The organism is Janthinobacterium fluminis (genome assembly GCF_028595325.1).
Taxonomy (GTDB): Bacteria; Pseudomonadota; Gammaproteobacteria; order Burkholderiales; family Burkholderiaceae_D; genus Janthinobacterium; species Janthinobacterium fluminis.
In genome coordinates this window covers 147,798-170,369 of sequence record NZ_JAQQXR010000005.1, presented here as the reverse complement: position 1 = coordinate 170,369, position 22,572 = coordinate 147,798, and the positions used below count along the sequence as shown (strand labels likewise).

The 22,572-nt window shown below is 65.9% G+C and carries 23 protein-coding genes; 9 read left to right on the top strand and 14 right to left on the bottom strand.

Annotation, left to right across the window (positions count from 1 at the left end):
* Positions 1-2: 2 nt before the first annotated feature.
* The 6 genes from OIK44_RS14090 to OIK44_RS14065 form a co-directional block, all read right to left on the bottom strand.
* Positions 3-344: a DUF3325 domain-containing protein gene (locus tag OIK44_RS14090; RefSeq protein WP_273671442.1), complete on the bottom strand. Its 342-nt coding sequence runs from the start codon at positions 342-344 to the stop codon at positions 3-5.
* The gene (locus tag OIK44_RS14085; RefSeq protein WP_273671441.1) at positions 341-2,026 is read right to left on the bottom strand and encodes a PepSY-associated TM helix domain-containing protein; all 1,686 of its coding nucleotides are present in this window, start codon (positions 2,024-2,026) and stop codon (positions 341-343) included. The genes OIK44_RS14090 and OIK44_RS14085 overlap by 4 nt, the downstream gene beginning before the upstream one ends.
* Positions 2,023-2,301 carry a DUF3649 domain-containing protein gene (locus OIK44_RS14080; RefSeq protein ID WP_273671440.1) on the bottom strand — a complete coding sequence of 93 codons (279 nt, stop codon included), beginning with the start codon at positions 2,299-2,301 and terminating at the stop codon, positions 2,023-2,025. Before OIK44_RS14080 ends, OIK44_RS14085 begins: the two co-directional genes overlap by 4 nt.
* Before the next feature lie 46 nt (positions 2,302-2,347).
* Entirely contained in the window at positions 2,348-4,834 is a 2,487-nt protein-coding gene (locus tag OIK44_RS14075; protein ID WP_273671438.1) for a TonB-dependent siderophore receptor, read from the bottom strand.
* 114 nt (positions 4,835-4,948) lie between these two features.
* Entirely contained in the window at positions 4,949-5,959 is a 1,011-nt protein-coding gene (locus tag OIK44_RS14070) for a FecR domain-containing protein (RefSeq protein WP_273671437.1), read from the bottom strand.
* Positions 5,956-6,465 (bottom strand): sigma-70 family RNA polymerase sigma factor, encoded by a 510-nt coding sequence (locus OIK44_RS14065; protein WP_273671436.1) that lies wholly within the window; start codon positions 6,463-6,465, stop codon positions 5,956-5,958. Before OIK44_RS14065 ends, OIK44_RS14070 begins: the two co-directional genes overlap by 4 nt.
* Positions 6,466-6,639: 174 nt before the next feature.
* Here OIK44_RS14065 and ffh point away from each other — a divergent pair, with 174 nt between their 5' ends.
* Positions 6,640-8,007 (top strand): signal recognition particle protein, encoded by a 1,368-nt coding sequence (gene ffh / locus OIK44_RS14060; protein WP_273671435.1) that lies wholly within the window; start codon positions 6,640-6,642, stop codon positions 8,005-8,007.
* Between the two features lie 225 nt (positions 8,008-8,232).
* On the top strand, positions 8,233-8,625 hold the full coding sequence (locus OIK44_RS14055; protein WP_273671433.1) for an SWIB/MDM2 domain-containing protein: 393 nt from the start codon (positions 8,233-8,235) through the stop codon (positions 8,623-8,625).
* Between the two features lie 212 nt (positions 8,626-8,837).
* On the opposite strand, the gene OIK44_RS14050 is transcribed toward OIK44_RS14055, so the two are convergent.
* On the bottom strand, positions 8,838-9,452 hold the full coding sequence (locus OIK44_RS14050) for a lytic transglycosylase domain-containing protein (protein ID WP_420213846.1): 615 nt from the start codon (positions 9,450-9,452) through the stop codon (positions 8,838-8,840).
* Positions 9,449-11,188, bottom strand: coding sequence for a proline--tRNA ligase (locus OIK44_RS14045; protein ID WP_273671432.1), 1,740 nt, complete (start codon positions 11,186-11,188; stop codon positions 9,449-9,451). The genes OIK44_RS14050 and OIK44_RS14045 overlap by 4 nt, the downstream gene beginning before the upstream one ends.
* A 203-nt stretch (positions 11,189-11,391) precedes the next feature.
* On the opposite strand from OIK44_RS14045, the gene OIK44_RS14040 reads away from it, so the two are divergent.
* Entirely contained in the window at positions 11,392-12,018 is a 627-nt protein-coding gene (locus OIK44_RS14040; protein WP_273671431.1) for an RNA pyrophosphohydrolase, read from the top strand.
* 99 nt (positions 12,019-12,117) lie between these two features.
* Here OIK44_RS14040 and OIK44_RS14035 read toward each other — a convergent pair whose 3' ends face one another.
* Positions 12,118-12,699 carry a malonic semialdehyde reductase gene (locus OIK44_RS14035; protein ID WP_273671430.1) on the bottom strand — a complete coding sequence of 194 codons (582 nt, stop codon included), beginning with the start codon at positions 12,697-12,699 and terminating at the stop codon, positions 12,118-12,120.
* Between the two features lie 112 nt (positions 12,700-12,811).
* Between OIK44_RS14035 and OIK44_RS14030 the strand changes: the two genes are divergently transcribed.
* Positions 12,812-13,234 (top strand): DUF1841 family protein, encoded by a 423-nt coding sequence (locus OIK44_RS14030; RefSeq protein WP_273671429.1) that lies wholly within the window; start codon positions 12,812-12,814, stop codon positions 13,232-13,234.
* 62 nt (positions 13,235-13,296) lie between these two features.
* On the opposite strand, the gene OIK44_RS14025 is transcribed toward OIK44_RS14030, so the two are convergent.
* From OIK44_RS14025 to OIK44_RS14015, 3 genes are all read right to left on the bottom strand, one after another.
* A complete protein-coding gene (locus OIK44_RS14025) occupies positions 13,297-13,602 on the bottom strand; it encodes an addiction module antidote protein (RefSeq protein ID WP_273671982.1) in 306 nt (101 codons plus the stop codon).
* Between the two features lie 440 nt (positions 13,603-14,042).
* The gene (locus OIK44_RS14020; RefSeq protein ID WP_273671428.1) at positions 14,043-14,384 is read right to left on the bottom strand and encodes a c-type cytochrome; all 342 of its coding nucleotides are present in this window, start codon (positions 14,382-14,384) and stop codon (positions 14,043-14,045) included.
* Positions 14,385-14,395: 11 nt separating this feature from the next.
* Positions 14,396-14,728, bottom strand: coding sequence for a c-type cytochrome (locus OIK44_RS14015; RefSeq protein ID WP_273671427.1), 333 nt, complete (start codon positions 14,726-14,728; stop codon positions 14,396-14,398).
* Between the two features lie 240 nt (positions 14,729-14,968).
* Between OIK44_RS14015 and OIK44_RS14010 the strand changes: the two genes are divergently transcribed.
* The 5 genes from OIK44_RS14010 (at position 14,969) to OIK44_RS13990 (ending at position 20,080) form a co-directional block, all read left to right on the top strand.
* On the top strand, positions 14,969-15,835 hold the full coding sequence (locus tag OIK44_RS14010; RefSeq protein ID WP_273671426.1) for an AAA family ATPase: 867 nt from the start codon (positions 14,969-14,971) through the stop codon (positions 15,833-15,835).
* Positions 15,835-16,419, top strand: a complete 585-nt coding sequence (locus OIK44_RS14005; protein WP_273671425.1) for a GNAT family N-acetyltransferase — start codon at positions 15,835-15,837, stop codon at positions 16,417-16,419. Before OIK44_RS14010 ends, OIK44_RS14005 begins: the two co-directional genes overlap by 1 nt.
* A 1-nt stretch (position 16,420) precedes the next feature.
* Positions 16,421-17,590 (top strand): vWA domain-containing protein, encoded by a 1,170-nt coding sequence (locus OIK44_RS14000; protein ID WP_273671424.1) that lies wholly within the window; start codon positions 16,421-16,423, stop codon positions 17,588-17,590.
* Between the two features lie 170 nt (positions 17,591-17,760).
* On the top strand, positions 17,761-18,948 hold the full coding sequence (locus OIK44_RS13995; protein ID WP_273671422.1) for a cation:proton antiporter: 1,188 nt from the start codon (positions 17,761-17,763) through the stop codon (positions 18,946-18,948).
* A 1-nt stretch (position 18,949) separates the two neighbouring features.
* Positions 18,950-20,080, top strand: coding sequence for a YbdK family carboxylate-amine ligase (locus OIK44_RS13990; protein WP_273671420.1), 1,131 nt, complete (start codon positions 18,950-18,952; stop codon positions 20,078-20,080).
* Positions 20,081-20,106: 26 nt separating this feature from the next.
* On the opposite strand, the gene OIK44_RS13985 is transcribed toward OIK44_RS13990, so the two are convergent.
* Both OIK44_RS13985 and OIK44_RS13980 read right to left on the bottom strand, forming a co-directional pair.
* Positions 20,107-21,252, bottom strand: coding sequence for a trypsin-like serine peptidase (locus OIK44_RS13985; protein WP_273671419.1), 1,146 nt, complete (start codon positions 21,250-21,252; stop codon positions 20,107-20,109).
* Between the two features lie 304 nt (positions 21,253-21,556).
* Positions 21,557-22,507, bottom strand: a complete 951-nt coding sequence (locus OIK44_RS13980; RefSeq protein WP_273671417.1) for a gamma-glutamyl-gamma-aminobutyrate hydrolase family protein — start codon at positions 22,505-22,507, stop codon at positions 21,557-21,559.
* Positions 22,508-22,572 lie beyond the last annotated feature (65 nt).

Genomic DNA, 22,572 nt, shown 5'->3' with positions numbered 1-22,572 from the left:
GATCACGCGGCCACCCGCCAGGCCAGCGCGGCCAGCGCGGCGGCGCCGGCCAGCGCCGCGCTGCGCGGCAGCAGGCGCGGCGCATACGGCAACTGGCCGACCACCAGCAGCGCGCCGGCCGCCAGCACGCCGAGCCAGGCGACGAAGCCGACGCTGCCGCTCCACGCCGTCACACAGGCCCACAGCGACAGCGCCAGCAGCAGCGCGCCGCCGGCGCGCAAGCCGCGCCGCCGCGGCGGCGCCGCGTCGCGGCCCCACACCTGGCCGTGGTGGCGGTCCATCGCCAGGCACAGGCCGGCCATGCCGGCATAACTCAGCGCCAGCGCGCTCCAGACTATGATCATCCTCGATACCCCTCGGTGTGCGCGGCCTGCGCCGCCGGTTGCCGCGGCGCCGGCTTGGCGGCGGCCGCTTGGTGTTTGCGGGTGTGCAGCTTGAACGCGCCCCAGCCGGCCAGCGCGGCGAAGGCCAGGCTGCACAGCTCGACGCCGGCGCTTTCCCAGTCGCCGCGGGCGATCTGCGCCGCCATGCTGTCGCCGGTGCTGACGATGTTCAGCAAGGGCAGCAGCAGGCACAGCGCGGCCAGCAGGCCCAGTTGCTCGACCCAGGCGCGCGCCGCCGGCCGCACCAAGGCGTGCATCAGCATCAACACCCAGACGGCGAAGAAGGCCCGCACTTCCCAGCCGGCGCGCTGCTCCACGCCCAGCGGGATCAGGCGGTTGGCCCACAGGAAGGCGATGCAGGCCACGCCCAGGCCGGCGATGGCGGCCACGTTCATGCCCTCGATGAGGCGGTAGACGCGCTCGGTGGCGGCGCCGAATTCGCCGCCGTGGCGCTGGCGCCGCTTGACCATGAACAGCACGGCGCCCGTGCCCATCATCGCCGCGCCGGCCAGGCCGCAGAAGAAGTACAACCAGCGCACGCCCACGCCGCCGAAGCCGGCCATGTGCAGTCCGCCCATCACATGCTGCGTCAGCACGGCCGCGCCGCCGTCGACGGCGCCCGGCTGGCGCACCGCCAGCTCGGCGCCGCTGGCCACGGCGTAGCAAGCCATGCCGCTGCTGGCGCTCAGGCGGGTGCGCAGTTCGGCTTCCTCGTTCCAGCCATACATGCACACGCGCATGGACGCGTCGCCGGGATTGTCGAGCACGATGGCGCGGATTTCCTGGCCTATCGACTGCTCGGCGCGGCGCGCATACGGTTCCAGGTCCGGCACCGCCAGCGCCGTGCCGCTGCGCGCCGGCTTGCCCGGCTCCATCAGCTGGGCGTTGTAGCGCTTCACCGCCGCCGGGCCGGCGCCGTACTGCGCCAGCACGGGCGCCGGCACATACTGGGTGCTGTAGAAGGCGATGCCGGTGTAGGCGATCATGAACTGGAACGGCAGCGTCAGCACGGCCACGGCGTTGTGCGCGTCCAGCCAGGAGCGCTGCCCCTTGGCCGGACGGAAGGTGAAGAAGTCCTTGAAGATGCGCTTGTGCGTGATGACGCCGCTGACCAGCGCCACCAGCATCACCATCGTCGTGATCGCCACGACCCACAGGCCGATCTTGCCGGCGTGCAGCTCGTAATGGAAATCGACGAAATGGTGGCCGCCCTCCGTCGCGCGCACGGTGGCGGCGGCGTCGTGGCGCAGCTCCGCGCCGGTGGCCGGGTCGAGGTCGGCCGAACCGTACTGCCCGTTCGGCTGGAACCAGTAGGCGGACAGGCCGTTGCCGGGGCGCTGCACCGGCCACAGTTCCCACATGCCGGCGTCGCCGTGGTGCCTGGCCATATAGGCCAGACCCAGCTCGATGCGGCGGCCGCGGTCGCTCACCTTGGCCGGCGCGGCCTGATGGGCGCTTTCGGCGATGGCGTGCTCGGGCGTCATCCAGTGGCCGATCGGGTCGTCGAAGACGGCCAGCGTGCCGGTCAGGAAAATGGCGAACAGCAGCCAGGACAGCCACAAGCCGCTCCAGGTGTGCAACCAGGCCATGGACTGGCGCAAGCCGCCGGGCGGCTTCGCCTGCTTCGCCGCCGCGCCGCTCATGCGCCCCCCCGCGACAACAACCACCCCAAAGCGCCGAGCAGCAGGGCCGGCACCATCAGGCCCAGCCAGGCGCGGCGCGCCCCGGCCACGGCGAAGACCCAGATGACGGCGCCGGTATAGACGACGAAGCTGGACATGCCGGCGGCCAGCACGGCCTCCGCCTTCGGCAGCGGCAACAGCGCCGCCAGCAGCACGGCCACAGCCGACGTCAGCGCGTAGCCGCCGACGACGGCGGCGCCCACGCGCGCGCACAGCGTCCACTGCGCGGCGCTCATCGTCCCCGCTCCCGATTGCCCGATTTGCCCATGATGCCTCCTCCGATTACAGTTTGTAGTTAAGCGTCAGCATGACGCTGCGCGGCGTGCCGAACAGATTGCCGAACACGTCCGAATACACGCCCTGGTAGTAATGCTTGTCGAACAGGTTGTTGACGTTCACGCGCAGTTCCGCCTTGCTGTCGATTTGATAGCCGGCATTCAGCCCGGCCACCGCGTAGCGGCCCTGGTCGACGCGGGCGCCGTCGCCGGCGCCGTAGACGGCGCTCTGGCCGTACAGCGAGGCGCCGACGCGCCACTGCTGCCACGCGCCCGGCAGGCGGTAACTGGTCGCCAGCTTCAACTGGTGCGCCGGGTACTTGCTGTCGAAGACCTTGCCGATATTGGCCACGTCGCTGTCTTTCGTGTACTTCGCCGACACATAGGTGTAGCCGCCCGACAGCTGCCAGTTCGGCGTCAGCGCGCCGCTGGCCTCCAGCTCGACGCCCTCGCTGCGCACTTCGCCCGAAGCGCGCTTGCAATAGCCCCAGTTGCTGCCGGGGCAGACTGACGGCCCGCTCAGGTCGTCGACGGCGCGGTTTTGCTGGCGGATCTGGAACACGGCGGCGCTGGCGTTGAGGGCACCGTCGAAATACTCGCCCTTGACGCCGGCCTCGTAATTGCTGCCGCTGATAGGCTTCAGCGGCTGCTTGTTCTTGTCGTTGATGCCCTGCGGCTGGAACACCTCGGTCCAGCTGGCGTACACGGAATGCCGGGCGTCCAGGTCATAGACGACGCCGGCATACGGCGTGACTTCACGCGCCACGCTGAAATTCTTCTCGTCCTTGTACCAGCTCACCCGCGCGCCGACGATCAGCGACAGCGGATCGGCCAGGCGCAGGCGGGTGGCGCCGTACACGGCGCTCTGCTTGATCGAGGACTTGGTGCCCCACTGGCTGTAGTTGATGTCCGGCGCCGTGACGGTGCCGCTATTCCAATGGAAGGGGTCGACCAGCTGTGCCTGGTCGGTCCAGGCGTCCTTGGACCAGCCGCCATAACTGTTTTTCAGCGCCTTGCGGTGGCTCAGGCCCAGTGTCAGCTCATGCTGGCGCCCGAACAATGTGAACGGCCCCGTCGCGTAGGCGTCGTAACTGGTTTGCGCGTTTTCCGCCTTGTAGCTTTGCGAGTTCTGGTACAGCTTGCCGTCCTTGCGGCTCAGGCCGGACATCATCGTCGCGATCTCCGGCGTCTTGTGCGTCAGCGCCAGGCGGACGCGCCAGTCGTTGTCGAAGCGCTGCTCCAGCTCGGCGAACGCGGTCTTGTCGGTCTGGCGCCAGTAATCGAAGTCATTGCCCAGATAGATCGAGCGCGGCAGCGCCAGGAACTTGCCATCGGGCGCAGTCGGCACGCCGATCGACAGGCCATCGCTGTCGCTCTTGCGATAGTGCAAGCCCAACGTCAGCGTCGTGCGCGCCGCCAGGGCAGCCTCCAGTATCCCGTAGACCTGGTGCTGGCGGTCGTGCACGACGTCGTAGAAATTCTTCTTGTCCTGGGCCGTGATGACGACGCGCCCGCGCAGGGTTTTCGCCTCGTTGAGCGGGCCGGCGGCGTCCAGCTCGCCGCGATAATTGTTCCAACTGCCGGCGCTGGCGCTCAGCAGCACCTGCGGCGCCAGGGTCGGGCGCTTGCGCACCATATTGATGGCCGCGCTGGGCGTGCCGGCGCCGGTGGTCAGGCCGGCCGCGCCGCGCACGACCTCGATGCGGTCGTAGATGGCCAGGTCGTCGTTGTCGGCGTTGAAACTGGCATTGGTGCCCAGGCTGGTCGGCACGCCGTCGAACAGCATATTGTCGATGGCGAAGCCGCGCGCGCCGAAACTGCCGGAATCGCCCGCGTAATTGCCCTTCTGCGTCACCAGGCCGGTGATGCTTTGCACGGCATCGTCCAGCGTCTTGATGCCGAGGTCGTCGATTTGCCGGCGCGTCAACACGCTGACCGATTGCGGCGTGTCGCGCAGCGCCAGGTTCAGCTTGGTTGCCGTATTGGCCACGCCCGTCGTATAGGAATCGCTGCCTTCCGTGCGGGCGGTGGCCGTGGCCGTCACCGTGACGGCCGCCATCGTCTGCGAGGCGACGCCGGCTGCCGAGGCGCCGGGCGCCGCCGCGGCCTGCTTGCGCAGCACATAGGCGCCATTGCTCAGCAAGACGCTTTGCAAGCCGCTGCCGGCCAGCGCGGCGGCGAACGCTTCCTGCGTCGTAAACTGCCCGCGCAGGACGGCGCTGGTCTTGCCATCGGTCAGGTCGGCCGTGAACGCCAGCGGCACGCCGGCGCTGCTGGCGATATTGCGCAGCGTCGCCGCCAGCGGGCCGGCTGGAATGTTGTAGCCCTGCCGCGCGGCCGCTTGCTGGACGGCCGGCGCGGCCGTTTGCGCCTGGGCCGGGGCCAGCGCGCACAGGCCGGCGAGGGCCAGCGCGACGGCGCCGCTGAGCGGACGCAAGGTGAACGATGATGGGGCGGCGCCTCGGACGGCGCTCTGGTTTGCTTGCTGCGGCATACTATTCCTCGATAAGAAGGGAAAAAAAATGAAGCTCTTAACTGTAGGTGCCGCGAAAAAGCAAATCGGGCAGGCCGGGTGCGATTTTTTTTTCACCTATTAGATAGTGGCCGCTTACGGCGCCGCTTCGACCGTCACCCAATAGGCTGTGCGGCTGCGCACCCGCACCGGCAGCGAACTGGCCAGCATGTCCAGCACGCGGTCCGTGTCGGACAGGGGGAACACGCCGGAAATGCGCAGGCCGGCGACGTCCGGCTCGCAGCGCAGCACGCCACGGCGGTAGCGGGCGATGTCGGCGAGGAAGTCGTCGAGGCGCACATTGTCGGCAAGGACCTGGCCGCGCAGCCACGCGGCGCTGTGTTCGTCGGTGGCGCTTTGCGCGCCCAGTTCGGCGCGGCTGAAGGCGATGCGCTGGCCGGCCGACAGCCGCAGCGCGGCGCCGGCGCGCGCCGACGGCGCCACGGCCACGGCGCTGTCGAAGACGGCGACCTCGGTGCTGCCGTCGCGCTGGCGCACGCTGAAGCGGGTGCCCAGCGCGCGCACCGTGCCCTCGGCCGTCTCGACGATGAAGGGCGCCGCGGCGGCCGCGCCGGCGTGGCCGGTGACGATCATCACCTCGCCCTCGACCAGGCGCAGCAACCGGCGCCGGCCGTCGAAATCGACGTTGACGGCGCTGTTGGTGTTGAGCGTGACGCGGCTGCCGTCGGCCAGCACCAGCTCGCGCCGCTCGCCGACGCCGCTGCGATGCTCGGCCAGCGCGTAGCGCACGGCGGGGGCGCGCGCCCCGAACAGGCCGGCGCCCACCGCCACGCCCAGCCAGAGCAGGGTTCTGAGGCCCTTGCGCCGCGCCGGCGCGCCGGCTTCGGCCTCGGCCTCGGCCTGCGGCGACAGGGTCTGGTAGGCGGCGCCGCCGTGCAAGCCCTTGAAGCGGGCGGCGACGGCCTCTATATGCCGCCAGGCGCGCTCGTGCTCCGGGTCGGCGTCGCGCCAGGCGCGCCAGCGGCGCCGCGCGTCGTCGTCGGCCTCGTCCGACATCAGCAGCGTCAGCCACTCGGCGGCCGCATCGGCCGTCGCCGCGCTGATCGGCAGGCCGCCGGCCAGCGGCGCGCGGACGGGCGGCCTCATGCCGGCAACGCGAAAAAACAGTGGCGGTTGGCGCGCGTCAGGTATTGTTTGACGGAGCTGGCGGAAACGTTCAGCCGCGCGGCGATCTCGGCGTAGCTGAGCCCTTCGAGCTGGGCCAGCAGGAAGGCTTCGCGCACGGGCGGCACCAGGCCGTCGAGGGCGGCGTCGATTTGCTGCAGGGCCTCCAGGGCCAGCAGGCGCTCCTCCGGCGACGGCGCCAGGCTTTGCGGTAAGGCGGCCAAGGCCGCCAGATAGGCCTCCTCCAGCACTTGGCGGCGGTGGCGGTGGGCCACCAGGCGCCGCGCGACGGTGGCCAGGAAGGGGCGCGGCTCGCGGATGGGCGCGGCGGCGCCGCCGCTGAGCACGCTGATGAAGGTGTCCTGCGCCAGGTCGGCCGCCTCCCAGGCGTTGCCCAGCTTGTGGCGCAACCAGCCCTGCAACCAGGCGTGGTGGCTGCTGTAGAGCGCGTGCACTTCGCTGTGCTGGACCAACTCGGCGAGCGCCATGCCACCCCTTTCGATTCAGGCGCCTGGCACCTTGATGTAAATAAGAATTATTCTCATTATAGCCGTTAACAATGCCTGGGCGCAATCCCGCGATGGCCGCCCCCGATGGGGTAAAATGGCGCCCAACGTCCGGCCCCGTGCCGTCCCCTTCCAAGCCATATATGCAGGTTCATCATGCTAGATAATCTTACCCAGCGGCTCGCCAAAGTCGTCAAGACCATGCGCGGCGAGGCGCGCCTGACCGAAGCCAACACCGCCGAGATGCTGCGCGAAGTGCGCCTGGCGCTGCTCGAAGCCGACGTCGCCCTGCCCGCCGTGCGCGAATTCATCGCCAAGGTCAAGGAAAAATCGCTGGGCGAGGACGTCATTGCCTCGCTGACGCCGGGCCAGGCCCTGGTCGGCGTGGTGCAGCGCGAGCTGGCCGCCATCATGGGCGCCGACCTGGGTCCGGACGCGGCGCAGCTGAGCTTCGCCTGCCAGCCGCCGGCGATCATCTTGATGGCCGGCCTGCAGGGCGTCGGCAAGACCACCACCGTCGGCAAGCTGGCGAAATACCTGCGCGAAGAGAAAAAGAAAAAAGTGCTGACCGTCTCGGCCGACGTCTACCGCCCGGCCGCGATCGCCCAGCTGCAGTCGGTGACGGCGCAAGTGGGCGCCGACTTCTTCCCCTCGACCAGCGCGGACAAGCCGGTCGACATCGCGCTGGCGGCGTTGGACTGGGCCAAGAAGCACTACCACGACGTATTGATCATCGACACGGCCGGCCGCCTCGGCATCGACGCCGAGATGATGCGCGAAATCGCCGCCGTGCACGCGGCCGTGACGCCGATCGAAACCCTGTTCGTCGTCGACGCCATGCTGGGCCAGGACGCCATCAACACGGCCAAGGCCTTCAACGACGCGCTGCCGCTGACGGGCATCGTGCTCACCAAGCTGGACGGCGACGCCCGCGGCGGCGCCGCCCTGTCGGTGCGCCATATCACCGGCAAGCCGATCAAGTTCGCCGGCGTGTCGGAAAAACTCGACGGCCTCGAAGCGTTCGACCCGACCCGCATGGCCAACCGCATCCTCGGCATGGGCGACATCCTGGCCCTGGTCGAAGAGGCGCGCAAAGGCGTCGACGTCAAGGCGGCGGCGGACCTGGCGCAAAAGATCAAGGTCGGCGGCAAGTTCGACATGAACGACTTCAAGTCGCAACTGGGGCAGATGAAGAAAATGGGCGGCATGGCCAGCCTCGTCGACAAACTGCCGGCCCAGTTCCAGCAGGCGGCCGGCGGCAAGAACATGGACCAGGCCGACAAGCAGGTGCGGCGCATGGTCGGCATCATCGACTCGATGACGCCGCAGGAAAGGGCCAAGCCGGAACTGATCAAGGCCACGCGCAAGCGCCGCATCGCCGCCGGCGCCGGCGTCCAGGTGCAGGAAGTGAACCGCATGCTGACCCAGTTCGAGCAAATGCAGACGATGATGAAAAAACTCTCGGGCGGCGGCATGATGAAAATGATGCGCAGCATGAAAGGCATGATGCCGGGCATGCGCTAAGAACGCGCCGGCGGCGCCGCCCCGCAGCCCTGGCCCAGCCCCGCTTTAGGGGCAAAAACAGGGCGCCGCGCCCGGAAGCGCTGCGGCGGCGCATCGGCGAAGCATTTTAGGCATGTTTTCCGAGGAAAAACGTGAAAAACACTTGCATACTGGGTAAATCCCCACCAATATTAGCCGTGCGATCAATTGCGCAATTTCCCATGTGTTTGTTAAGGAGGCTCGAAGATGGCAACAGCCAAAAAAACCCCAGTAGCAGCGCCAGCTAAATCGGCTGCGGCAGCCAAACCTGCAGCAGTGAAAAAAGCAGCACCCGCCAAAGCAGCAGCCAAGCCAGCAGTGAAAAAAGCGGCAGCACCGGCAGTTCCACGCAAGCCGAACGCAGCATTCATGAAAGCGATGACACCGTCCACGGTATTGGCCGCCGTCGTAGGCGCAGCACCACTGCCGCGTACCGAAGTGACCAAAAAGGTGTGGGATTACATCAAAAAGCTGGACCTGCAAGATCCGGCCAACCGCCGCATGATCAATGCCGACGACAAGCTCAAAGCTGTGTTTGGCGGCAAAGCCCAAGTGTCCATGTTTGAAATGACCAAACTCATCTCCGATCATTTGAAATAATCGAATCCGTCGCGGTCGGCTCCGGAAGCCGGCCGGCGTGCCCCGTCGCCAACGCGAACGGGGCATTTTTTTTGCACAGCCGCACAGCCGGGGACAGACCACGATTTCCGCGCTATTCAGCGCGGAAATCGTGGTCTGTCCCCAGCTTTACGAAAATCGTGGTCTGTCCCCTTACAACTGAATAGCGCGGAAATCGTGGTCTGTCCCCGGCTTTACAACTGCCAGCGCCGCCACGCCGCCAGCACGGCGCCCGGATATTCGGGCCGGCCGCGGCTGCCGTTGTAGCGCCCCAGCGCCAGGTACAGATTGCCGCCCTCCATGTCGAGGTACATGCGCAGGATCGCGCAGCCGTAGCGCAGATTCGTTTGCATGTGGAACAGCTTGCGCCTGTCGCTGTCGCCGATGACGCCGGTCCAGAACGGCATCACTTGCATGTAGCCGCGCGCGCCCGCCATCGACACCGCGTATTTGCGGTAGGCCGATTCGACCTGGATCAGGCCCAGCACCAGCCCCGGGTCGAGGCCGGCGCGGCGCGCCTCGTACCATGCCGCTTCGAGAAATTCCGTGCGCACCTGGACGTCCGGCAGCTTGCGCGCCAGCCGCGCCGACATCTGCTCGAGCCAGTGCGCGTAGCGCTGGCGCTCCCGCTCGTCGCGGAAGATTTGCCGCGGCGGCCGCTCGTCCTTGATCGCGTGGGACAGCGCCAGCCGCACGGAGTCGGCCAGCGCCTCTTCCTTCTGGTTGCCGGCGCGGGCGCCGGCGCCGCTCAGCAGGCCGGCGGCCAGTAGCAGCAGCGCGCCGGCCCGGCCGGGCAGCGTCAGCCTCACGGCTGCATTTTGCCCTGGATGAAACTGACGATGTCGGCCAGCGGCACGGCGCTCGCCTCGGTGTCGCGGCGGCCCAGGTATTCCAGATTGCCTTCCTTCAGGCCGCGCTCGCCGATGACGATGCGGTGCGGCACGCCGATCAGTTCCCAGTCGGCGAACATGGCGCCCGGGCGCAGGCCGCGGTCGTCGACGATGACGTCGACGCCGGCCGCCTGCATGGCCGCGTACAGGGTGTCCGTCGCTTCCTTGACCAGTTCGCTGCGGTCGTAGCTCATCGGGCACAGCACCAGCTCGAACGGCGCGATCGCCGTCGGCCAGATGATGCCCTTGTCGTCGAAGTTCTGTTCGATGGCCGCGCCCAGGATGCGCGTCACGCCGATGCCGTAGCAACCCATCTGCAGCGGGGCCGGCTTGCCGTTTTCGTCGAGGAAGGTGGCCTTCATGCTTTCCGAGTAGGAGGTGCCGAGCTGGAACACGTGGCCCACTTCGATGCCGCGCTCGATCGCCAGCACGCCCTTGCCGTCCGGCGAGGCGTCGCCTTCGACGACGTTGCGCAGGTCGGCGACGATGGCCGGCTCGGCCGCGTCGCGGCCCCAGTTCGCGCCCGTGTAGTGGTAGCCGGCGTCGTTGGCGCCGCAGACGAAGTCGTGCATGTTGGCGACGGTGCGGTCGGCCACGACGGTGACTGGGACCTTGGTGCCGATCGGCCCCAGGTAGCCGGGCACGGTGCCGTAGACTTCGAGTATCTCGGCCTCGGTCGAGAAGCGGTGGCCGGCCAGGCCGGCGACCTTGCCGACCTTGACTTCGTTCAACTCATGGTCGCCGCGCAGCAGCAGCATGAAGTAGCGCTTGGCGAGCTTGCCCTCGCTCTCCGTTTCCACCGTCAGCGCGATGGTTTTGACGGTCTGCGCCAGCGGCAGCAGGCCCAGCAGCGCCGCCACGGTTTCGCACTTGACCGTGTCCGGCGTCGCCGTTTTCGCCAGCGCCTGGCCGGCCGCGCCGCGCGCCGCCGCCACCGGCAGCGCCTCGGCCGCCTCCATGTTCGCGGCGTAGTCGGAACTCGGGCAGTACACCAGCGCGTCCTCGCCGGTGCTGGCGATGACGTGGAACTCGTGCGAACCGGAGCCGCCGATGGCGCCGTTGTCGGCCGCCACGGCGCGGAACTTCAGGCCGAAGCGGGTGAAGATCTTCACGTAGGCGTCGAACATGATCTGGTAGGACGCCTGCAGGCCGGCCAGGTCGCGGTCGAAGGAATAGGCGTCCTTCATCGTGAATTCGCGGCCGCGCATCAGGCCGAAGCGGGGCCGGCGCTCGTCGCGGAACTTGGTCTGGATATGGTAGAAGTTCAACGGCAGCTGGCGGTAGGACTTGATTTCCGAGCGCACCACGTCGGTGATGACCTCTTCCGACGTCGGCTGGATCGCATAGTCGCGGCCGTGGCGGTCCTTGACGCGCAGCAACTCGGCGCCCATCTTGTCCCAGCGCCCGGTTTCCTGCCACAGCTCGGCCGGCTGCACCAGCGGCATCAGCAGCTCGATGCCGGCGGCCGCGTTCATCTCCTCGCGGATGATGGCCTCGACCTTGCGGATCACGCGCAGGCCCATCGGCATGTAGGTGTAGATGCCCGAACCGATGCGTTTGATCATACCGGCGCGCATCATCAATTGGTGGCTGACGATTTCCGCGTCAGATGGGGCTTCTTTGAGCGTAGAAATAAAAAATCGGGAGGCGCGCATAACGTTGAATTCTTTTTAAAAAGAGAGGGTTATAATCAACCTAATTTTAAAGGATTAGCTGGCGGATGCGTCCATACTTTATACAAATGCGTGCAATTGATGACATGCCTGCCGTTTTCGTACCCCGAAAATGCGGCCGGCATGCGGAGATGTGGGCAAAAATATAAGAAAGGCGCTCGGTCGCAGAAAGTTTGAGGTGCATTATGCTCGATCGTGAAGGGTTCCGGCCCAACGTCGGCATCATCCTGCTAAACGCCCAAAATGAGGTGTGGTGGGGAAAACGGGTGCGCGAGCACTCGTGGCAGTTTCCGCAAGGCGGCATCAAGTACGGGGAAACCCCCGAACAAGCCATGTTTCGCGAACTGGAAGAGGAGATAGGATTAAGGCAGGAGCACGTCAAGATCGTCGGCCGCACGCGCGACTGGTTGCGCTACGAGGTGCCGGACCATTTCATCAAGCGCGAGATTCGCGGCCATTACCGGGGGCAAAAGCAGATTTGGTTCCTGCTGCGCATGTGCGCCCGCGACAATGACGTCAACCTGCGCCTGACCGACCATCCGGAGTTCGACGCCTGGCGCTGGCACGATTACTGGGTGCCGCTGGACGTCGTCATCGAGTTCAAGCGCGACGTCTACCAGCGCGCGCTGCAGGAACTGTCGCGCTTCCTGACGTGGCCGGTGAACGGCAGTCCGGCGCCGCACCGGCACACCTCGCGCTACCTGCGCCAGCCGCACGCGCCGCGCGCGCAGGAGGCGCCGCAGGGCGCGGCGGCGGCCGCGCCGCTCGCCGACCCGGAGCCGGCGCTGCTGACGCCGGCGCACAAGGACTAGCGCCGCGCGCCAAAACGGGCATCCTCGGATGCCCGTTTTTTTTACGCCGGCGCCCGTCGAACGGAGCGTCGCGGCGGGTCCGGCCAGGCGCCGCGAATGCTAGACGATCTTGCACACCTCGTCGAAAGACAGGCGCGGGGCGCGCGGATGCACCTTGGTGGCGTCGCCATAGCCGAGGCTGCAGACGAAGTTGGCCTTGACGGTGCTGCCGGCGAAGAAGGCGGCGTTCACCTTGTCCGCGTCGAAGCCCGACATCGGGCCGCAATCGAGGCCGATGGCGCGCGCCGCCATGATCAGGTAGGCGCCCTGCAGCGAGGAATTGCGGAAGGCGGTTGCGTCGGCCAGCGCCTGGTTGCCGGTGAACCAGGACCTGGCGTCCATGTGCGGCGCCAGATACGGCAGCTTCTCGTAGAATTCCATGTCCATGCCGACGATGGCCGTCACCGGCGCCGCCAGCACCTTCGGCGCGTTGCCCGGCGCCATGCAGGTGGCCAGCCTCTCCTTCTCGGCCGCCGACTTGACGAAGACGATGCGCGCCGGCGAACTGTTCGCCGACGTCGGCCCCCACTTCATCAAATCGAACAGATGCGCCAGTTGGGCGTCGCTCACCGGGCGCTCCAGCCAGCCGTTGTGGGTGCGGGCGGCGTAAAACAGGGTGTCCAGGGCGGTATCGTTGAGCATGGGTGGAAAACCTCCGTAAAAGTTGGATGCGGAATAGACTAAGGCACAAGAGTACACATATTCGCCACGCGGTACAATGACGGCTGCTTCCGCTACCCCCAGTGATATCACGATGTTTACTCCCTCCTCCGACGATGTGCGGCGCTTCTTCTGCGACATCTACCGCAAGCACCACGCCAAAGAAATCCTCAGCCCGCTCGAAGCGATCGCGCTCGACTGGATCGTCCAGCACCCCGAATACGAAAGCGACCTGGGCGACGTCGACGCGGCCCTGGCGCGCGACTACTCGGTCGACGGCGGCCAGGCCAACCCCTTTTTGCACCTGTCCATGCACCTGACCATCGCCGAGCAGATCGCCGTGGACCGCCCGACCGGCATCCGCGCGGCCAGCCAGGGGCTGACGCAGCGGCTCGACTCGGAGCACGCGGCCCACCACCAGATCATGGAATGCCTGGGACAGATGATCTGGAACTCGCAGCGCGCCGGCTTGCCGCCGGACGGCGCCGCCTACCTGGAGTGCGTGCGCCGCCGCTAAGCCCGGCCCCGCCCGCAGCCGGAAAGCGCCGCGAGGTCGGCCCCTCCGGGTGATCCCAGCCATCAGGCATCAAGCGGCTGCACAACCAGCCGCACTCCCAGCGCAGCGCAGACCCGGTTAACCGTATCGAAACGCGGAGCGCTGCCCGGCCGCAGTGCCTTGTACAAAGCCTCGCGGGTGATCCCGGCGGACTTGGCGATTTCCGTCATACCGTGAGCGCGGGCAATGTCGCCCAAAGCGGCCGCCAATAAAGAAGCGTCATTCGCCCCCAGAATATCGGTCAAGTAAGCGGCAACGGCAACCTTGCTATCAAGATAGGGCGCCGCGTCGAAATCGGGTAAATCAGCCGCGTTAATTCGTTTTTCCATATATATCTTAGTGTCGCTGTTCTGGGTACGCTTCGCACCGCCAGCCAGCACCCCGATCAACTGGCCGCCGCGCTGCATGAAATATACTCGCCAGCCGGAACCAATGTATATGCGCAGTTCGCTAACGCCTTCACCGAGCACCCATTAGTCCGCGCCCCAAACGCTTGATCCAGGCCACAACCGTAGCGCGAGCCGTTGCAGCGGCAAGACCATCTTCAAGAAAGTCTACGCCACTCTTGTATGCGCCTCCTATTGGGTACTTTCCCACCACGTGAAGCAGCGCAAAAAGCCACGATAATTAACCGTCCCAATAAAAGTTGGGCAGTTTATCGCGCGAGCACCGGGGACAGGGCTCACCGGCGAGGCCTGTCTACGCCGCGCACCCGCGAAAAAAAACCACGCGAACGTGGTTTTTTCTATTCCTGACGGGGCCTCACATCTTAACGATGGATCACCAGCGTCTTAGGCAGGCTGTGCAGATACGCGGCCAGATCCTTGATGTCCTGGTTGGTCAAAGGCTTGACCTGGCCCGTCATGATGGCGTTGTTGCGGCCGTTGGCGCCGTCGCCGCGTTTGTACGTCGTCAGCGCGTGTTCCAGGTAATCCTTATGCTGGCCGGCCAGTTTCGGGTACGAGGGGTCGATCGGCGAATTCAGGTCCTTGCCGTGGCAGGATGCGCAATTGTATTTTTCGGCCAGGGCTTTACCGGCGTCAATGTTGCCACCGGCAACGGCGCTGAACGAGATGGTGGAGCAGAACAGGGCGGCGAGAATGTTTTTCATATTGTTATTCCTCATTTCGGCTGGGCAGTTTGTTGCGCGTAGTAAGCGGCAACGTCAGCAATATCCTGGTCCGACAGGCTGGCGGCGATACCCTTCATCGTCGGGTGCTTGCGGTCGCCCTTTTGGTAGGCCTTCAATGCGTTTTCGATGTATTTCGCCGACTGGCCACCGATCATCGGCACCTGGAACACTTCCGGGAAGGTCGCTTTGTATCCTGGGATGCCGTGGCAACCGATACACATTTCCACCTTGGCGGGGGCGGCCTTGGCGTTTCCAACGATGTCCGCCGCTGCGGCGACATTGGCAATGCCGGCGAGCACGAGAAGTGCAAAGATTTTTTTCATGGTGGCAAGGTAATCAGTGGTAATCGGGGATACAGCGGGTGCAAAAGTTGAGTTTTGCACTATCAACCTGCGATTTTAACTCAAGACCTTCCCGCAAGTCCACATGCAATGTTTTCCGTGTGGAAGCAGAACCTCGGCCCCCGCGCGGCGCGGCGCCGACGCCTTCCATGGCAACGCGGCGCCGTTCTGTCTTATACTCGGTTTTTATTATTTCCACTCACCACTTCGAGCTCCCCGCCCATGCACGCACATCCAGGCCAAGGCCACCGCTTCCAGGGTTCCGACAACTATGTCGCAACCGCCGACTTGAAACTGGCAGTCAATGCCGCGCTGACCTTGCAGCGCCCGCTGCTGATCAAGGGCGAGCCCGGCACCGGCAAGACCATGCTGGCCGAAGAGGTGGCGGCGGCGCTGAACATGCCGCTGATGCAGTGGCACATCAAGTCGACCACCAAGGCCCAGCAGGGCCTGTACGAATACGACGCCGTCTCGCGCCTGCGCGACTCGCAACTGGGCGACGAGCGCGTGCGCGACATCCACAACTACATCGTCAAGGGCGTGCTGTGGCAGGCGTTCACGGCGCCCGAGCCCGTCGTGCTGCTGATCGACGAAATCGACAAGGCCGACATCGAGTTCCCCAACGACTTGCTGCGCGAGCTGGACCGCATGGAATTCTACGTCTACGAGACGCGCGAAATGGTCGTGGCCAAGCACCGCCCGCTGGTGATCATCACCTCCAACAATGAAAAGGAGTTGCCGGACGCCTTCCTGCGGCGCTGCTTCTTCCACTACATCAAGTTCCCAGACAAGGACACGATGGAGCAGATCGTCGCCGTCCACTACCCGAACCTGAAGAAGGAATTGCTGGCGCAAGCCTTGCACACCTTCTACGAGGTGCGCGAGGTGGCCGGCCTGAAGAAGAAGCCGTCGACCTCGGAATTTCTCGACTGGCTCAAGCTGCTGCTGGCCGAGGACATCCCGGCCGAGGCGCTGCGCAGCAAGGACGCCAAGGCCGTCGTGCCGCCGCTGCACGGCGCCCTGCTGAAAAACGAGCAGGACGTGCACCTGTTCGAGCGCCTCGTGTTCATGTCGCGGACGAACCGCTGATGCGGGCCCCCACCGCGCTGACGCTGGCACACAACGGGGTGCGCCTGGAGCCGCTGGCGCCGCACCACGCCGACGGCTTGCGCGCGGCCGCCGCGGACGGCGAGCTGTGGAAGCTGCGCATCACCTCGGTGCCGGAACCCGACCACGTCGACCAGTACATCTTCAAGGCCGCCGAAATGCGCGCCAGCCGCCTGGCCTTCGCCGTCGTCGACGCGGCCAGCAGCGCCGTCATCGGCAGCACCAGCTACCACGACATCGTGACGGAGCTGGAGCGCGTCGAAATCGGCTACACCTGGTACGCGCAAAGCTGGCAGCGCACCCACGTCAACACCAGTTGCAAGCTGATGCTGCTGACGCACGCCTTCGAGACGCTGGGCTGCGCCCTGGTCGGCTTTCGCACCGATAATTTCAACTTCGCCTCTCAAGCCGCCATCACCCGCCTCGGCGCCAAGCTGGACGGCGTGCTGCGCCACCACGCTCTGCGCCGCGACAACACCGTGCGCGACACGCATATGTATAGCATCGCGCGCGGCGAGTGGCCGGAAATCAAGGCCCACCTGGAATACAAGCTGAAGCGGGACTGACATGCTGATCGACTTCTTCTTCACCTTGAAAGACGCCAAGATCCCCGTCTCGATCAAGGAGTTCCTGACCCTGCTCGAAGCGCTGCAACAGAACGTCATCGCGGCGTCGATGGACGACTTCTATTATCTGGCGCGGCTGACGCTGGTCAAGGACGAGGCCCATTTCGACAAGTTCGACCGCGCCTTCGCCCAATACTTCAAGGGCATCAACGCGGCTTTCGAGACGAACGCCGCGATTCCCCTCGACTGGCTGGTCAAGCGCATGGAGCGCGAACTGTCCGCCGAGCAAAAGGCGCAACTGGAAAAATTCGGCTACGACAAGCTGATGGAGCGCCTCCAGGAGTTGCTGAAGGAACAGAAGGAGCGCCACGAGGGCGGCAGCAAGTGGATAGGCAGCGGCGGCACCTCGCCCTTCGGCAACGGCGGCAACAATCCCGAGGGCATCCGCATCGGCGGCCGGGGCGGCAACCGCACGGCCGTCAAGGTGTGGGAGGCGCGCGCCTACAAGGATTACGACGGCGAGCGCGAGCTGGGCACGCGCAACATCAAGGTGGCGCTGCGGCGCCTGCGCAAGTTCGCCCGCGAGGGCGCGGAGGACGAGCTGGCGCTGGAGGCGACCATCCACGCCACGGCCAGCAACGCCGGCTACCTCGACATCAAGATGCGGCCCGAACGCAAGAACCGCATCAAGGTGCTGATGCTGCTCGACGTGGGCGGCACGATGGACGAGCACATCGAGCGCACCGAGGAATTGTTTTCGGCGGCGAAGACGGAATTCAAGAACATGGAATTCTTTTACTTCCACAACTGCGTTTACGATTACCTGTGGAAAAACAACCGGCGCCGCAACGCCGAGCGCTTCCCCACCTGGGATGTGCTGCGCAAATACCCGCCCGACACCAAGCTGATCTTTGTTGGCGACGCGACGATGAGCCCGTATGAAATCTTGCAGCCGGGCGGCTCCGTCGAGTACAACAACGAGGAGGCCGGATCGAGCTGGCTGGCGCGCTTCACCAGCGCCTTTCCGAAATTCATCTGGCTCAATCCCGAGCCGGAAGGCTTGTGGCAATACCGCCAGTCGATCGGCATCGTCCGCCAATTGATGAACCACCGCATGTTTCCCCTGTCGATAGCGGGACTGGAACGCGGCATGCGCCTGCTCAGCAAGTGACGGGCCGGGCCGCGCCCCCGCGCCGCCGCCGATAAGCGATAGCCGACACAGCAATCGTATCGTGCGCCGCCGCGCATCAAGTAGAATCGGCAACGCACTCACGGCAACACGCGCCGCGCGGCGGCCCCGCGCGCGGGCGCCGCCAGCCGCCGATTTTCATTGAGGAGTCTATGCAAAGCATCCTGTCGATTGCATCCGATCTGTCCTGGCCCTTCGCCATCGCCCTGGCCTGGGTCGCCGGCGAGTTCGGCCACCGCTGGACCGGCCTGCCGCGCATCAGCTTCTACGGCGCCGTCGGCTTCCTGCTGGCGCAAACCCAGGTCGGCGTGCTGCCCCACGTCGGCAACGGCCCGATGCTGGTCCTGGCCGACGTCGCCTTCGGCCTGATCCTGTTCGAGCTGGGCTACCGCATCAACCTGCGCTGGCTGTCGAACAACCCGTGGATCGCCGTCGCCGGCCTGGTCGAGGCGATCGGCACCTTCGCCGTCGTCTACTGCATCGCCATCGAGTTCGCCGTCGTCCCCGGCACGGCCCTGCTGCTGGCGGCCCTGTCGATGTCGACGTCGCCGGCCACGGTGATGCGCGTCATCAACGAGGAGCGCAGCTCCGGCCAGGTCAGCGAGCGCGTCATGCACATGTCGGCGCTGAACTGCGTGCTGGCCGTGTTCATCTTCAACGTCATCGTCGCCTACCGCACCTTCCACAGCTCCGGCGACCTGCTCGACGCCGGCATGAGCAGCTTCACGATGCTGCTGGCCTCGGCCGGCGCCGGCGCCGTCTTCGGCGTCGTCGTGCCGGCCATGCTGCGCCGCCTCGGCAACATGGCCCAGGACGCCACGGTCGCCTTCGCGCTGGCGGTAATCCTGCTGGTCGCCATCACCTACACGACGCGGCTCTCGCCGCTGCTGGCCACACTGGTCTTCGGCCTCGTCGCGCGCCACCGCCGCGTCGCCTTCAGCCAGGCCCAGCGCAATTTCGGCGCCCTCGGCGAATTGCTCACCGTGCTGCTGTTCGTTTTCGTCGCCGCGACGCTGGCCTGGCCGCAAGTGGTCGCCGGCGCCGGCCTGGCGCTGGCCATGATCGCCGGACGCTTCGTGACGAAAATCATCGGCGTCGGCGCGTTTTCCCACGTCAGCGGCATCTCCTGGCGCAAGGGCGTGCTGACCGGCGTGGCGCTGACGCCCGTCTCCGTCTCCGTCGTGCTGCTGCTGGAGCACGCGCGCCACCGCGGCGTCAGCTTCGCCGACGAACTCAGCGCGCTGGCCGCCTTCATCCTGATCCTGGAACTGCTCGGCCCCGTCATCATCCAGCGCGCCCTGATCTGGGCCAAGGAAACCCACAACGAACAGGAGCACTGAGATGCCGCTGGAAGCGTTTAGCCAATCCGCCGCGCTGACCTTCGGCGTCGAACTCGAATTGCAACTGGTGAACCTGTCGGACTTCGACCTGACGGCCGCCAGCCCGGACTTGCTGCACCTGCTGGGCAAGAACCCCTTCCCCGGCAACGTCACGCCGGAAATCACCGAGGCGATGATCGAGATCAATTCGACCGTGCACACCCGCCACGCGCCGCTGCTGGCGCAGTTGCAGGAAATCCGCGACACGCTGGTGGCCGCCGGCGACAAGCTCAACATCGGCATCGGCGGCGGCGGCACCCACCCCTTCCAGCAGTGGTCCGCGCAAAAAATCTTCGCCAAGCCCCGCTTCAAAGAAATTTCCGAGCTATACGGCTACCTCGCCAAGCAATTCACCATCTTCGGCCAGCACGTGCACATCGGCTGCGCCTCGGGCGACGACGCGATGTTCCTGCTGCACGCCCTGAACCGCTACATCCCCCACTTCATCGCGCTGTCGGCCTCCTCGCCGTATGTGCAGGGGCGCGACACGCTGTTCGACTCGGCCCGCCTGAACTCCGTGTTCGCCTTCCCGATGAGCGGGCGGGCGCCGTTCACGCTCAGCTGGGACGAATTTTCCAAGCAGTACTTCGCCAAGATGGAAAAGACCGGCATCATCAAGAGCATGAAGGATTTCTACTGGGACATCCGGCCGAAGCCGGAATTCGGCACCATCGAGCTGCGCGTCTGCGACACGCCGCTGACGGTGGAGCGGGCGGCCGCGCTGGCCGCCTACCTGCAGGCGCTGTGCCGCCACCTGCTGGAGCGGCGCGAGGCGGCGCCGGCCGAAGACGACTACCTGGTCTACAACTACAACCGCTTCCAGGCTTGCCGCTTCGGCCTGGACGGCGCCATCACGCACCCGAAGACCTATGAAACGATGTCGCTGCGGGAAGACATCATGACGACGCTGCGCAAGATGGAGCCGCACGGCGAGGCGCTGGACAGCACGGCCGCCCTGAAACACCTGGGCGACGTCACCAAACTGTGGAGCGACGCCCACTACCTGCGCACCCAGCACGACCGCCAGGGCAGCGCCGAGGGCATGGTCGACGCGGCCATCCGCTGCTTCCGCGGCGAAGCAATGGAATTCTGAGGGCCGCGCCGCCGCCCCGCCGGCGCCTACGAGCAGTTACCGGCGATCGAGCACACCAGGTTCCACAGCTGCACCCAGCGGCTGTCGAGGATGGAAGCGCCCTGCACCTTCGGGTCGGTGCTGATATAGCCGTAGGAAGTCACGCCGACGACGCGGTTGACGCCCGTGTTCAGGCCGGTGGCGCCGCCCACGGGCACCGTTTCAAAATTCTGCACCCACGGCCCGCCGCTGGAACCGCCCCTGGCGTCGGAGCCGTATTCGACATTGTTCGGGAACGTCGTGCGGAAGTTATTGCTCGCGACATTTTGCATTTTCTGGCAGCTGTCGAGATTGCAGGGATAGCCGAGTTTCGAGGTGTGGTTCAGCGCCAGGCTGACGGTTTGCCAGCCCAGCCAGCCCGTCAGATTGCCCAGTTTGTAGACGGGGCCGCCGGGGGTCAGCGCCTGGTCGACGAACTCGATCATCGCGTAATCGGCGGCATTCGGCACGCCGCCGCCGCCGCCGGCCCAGGTGGCGGTCGTCGTCACCAGGCGCCAGTTCCACGTCTTGAGGGGCGCCACGCCGTCGCGGTAGGCGGGCGCGAACATGAAATTACTGTGAAAACCGGCCGCCGTGCCGCTGTGCACGCAATGCCCGGCCGTCGCCACGATGCGCCGCTGTATCACCGAGGCCGAACAGACATAGGGCACGCCGCTGATCGAGAAGAACAGCTTGCCGACCGTCGTGTAAGGATAGGCGCGGTCGGCGGAAAAACCGGCGTTCGCTCCGCTAAACAGCGGAAACACCCGGGTGCTGGTGTAGTGCGCGCCGAAGGTGCCGGCCGCGCTGGGGCTGACGCCCTCGCTGTCCGGCAGGATTTTCTGCTCGGGGCTGGGGAAAAACAATTGCTGCGGCGCGGGCGCGCCCTGCAGCGACGGCGGCTGGCCATCGGCGCCGGCCTGGCTGGCCGGTTGCGCCAGCGCCGCCGCGGGGTCCGGCACATGGGCGCCGGCCCGCGCCTGCGGCAAAGGCAGCGGTTTGGCGGCCTTGAGGCGCTCGGCCGTCCAGTAGGGCGCGCTACCGTTCGTCGCCACCTCGGCATTGACTTTGCTGACGGGGCCATGCTGGGCGTAGGCCGTGGAAGTGGCCAGCACGAACAGCGTGCAAGCGGAATATATTGCGGTATATTTCATATCGTCCTCGCAAATACACAAGACCACCGGTTTTCCTTGGCGCTGAAAAAAAAGTAACACGCCACCCTGCCACGTCGCGGGGCATTTTCAGCGGTCTTGCTGGTGTGGGGAAAGGTGCTGTCGGATGGAACAATCAATCGCCGACGAGCATCGCGTCATGTCATGCGGATCTCAACAAAGACCTATACGTAGTTCAACTACGCCGGTGTATTGTTAGGGATAGAACGAAAAATCCACAATGAAACGCACACCGGGCTTGAGCTTCGTCAAAGCTCGAACGGCCTCAAGTGCTAAATAAGCGGACTCAAAAGCGGGTTTCGCGGGCCGCGCGCAGGAAATGGTCGAGGATGGGCGTGCAATCGAGCAAATCGACGCCGCCCGCCGAATGGAACTCCGGATGCCACTGCAGGCCGACGACGAAATGCGCGCGCTGGTAGCGTATCGCCTCGACGATGTTGTCCGGCTGCGACATGGCCTCGACGGTGATATCGCGCCCCAGGTCCTTCACGGCCTGGTGGTGGATCGAATTGACGAGCGCCTCGCCGCGCTGCGGAAACAGCGGCGCCAGCGAGGAGCCCTTGGGAAAGACGATGCTGTGGCGGTGGCTGTCGTACAGATTGTTGACATGCTCGGCGGCGTCGGGCACGTCGGCGGCGATGTCCTGGTACAGCGTGCCGCCGAAGGCGACGTTGATCAACTGGCAGCCGCGGCAGATGCCCAGCACCGGCTTGCCCGCCTCGACGAACTCATGCAACAGCTCCAGCTCGTAAATGTCGCGGGCGCGGTCGCCGCTCCACTCGGGCCGGGTGGCCGCCTCGGAATACGTCTGCGGCGACACGTCGGCGCCGCCCTGCAGCACCAGGCCGTCCAGGTGGCGGGCGTAATGGCGCAGGGTGATATTACTGGGATGCAGCAAGCCGCCCGTATTCACCGTCGGAATCATAAACACCAGCACATCGCGCGACATCACCCACTGGGCGATCGACTCCTCGAGATACTGCAGATTCTTGCTGCGCAAACCCGTGGAACCGGCTTCCGGGTGAAAAATGCGCGCCGAAATACCGATGCGCAAAGTGCGGCGCATGAAATCGCGGCCGGCCTTGTCGCGCATGGCCCGGTAGCGCGCCACCACGACGCGCCAGGCCAGCGCCAGCGGCGTGTCGTTCTCCTTCAGATAGCGGGGCGCGGCCTCGCCGGCGCGGCGGTCGGGAATACGCTCGGGGTGCGGCGGCGTGGGCGGATCGATATCGGACATGGCTGGAAGCGGGCGGAAAACGCAGACAGTTTCAATATAAACCTAGTGCGCCGCGCACACGCTTC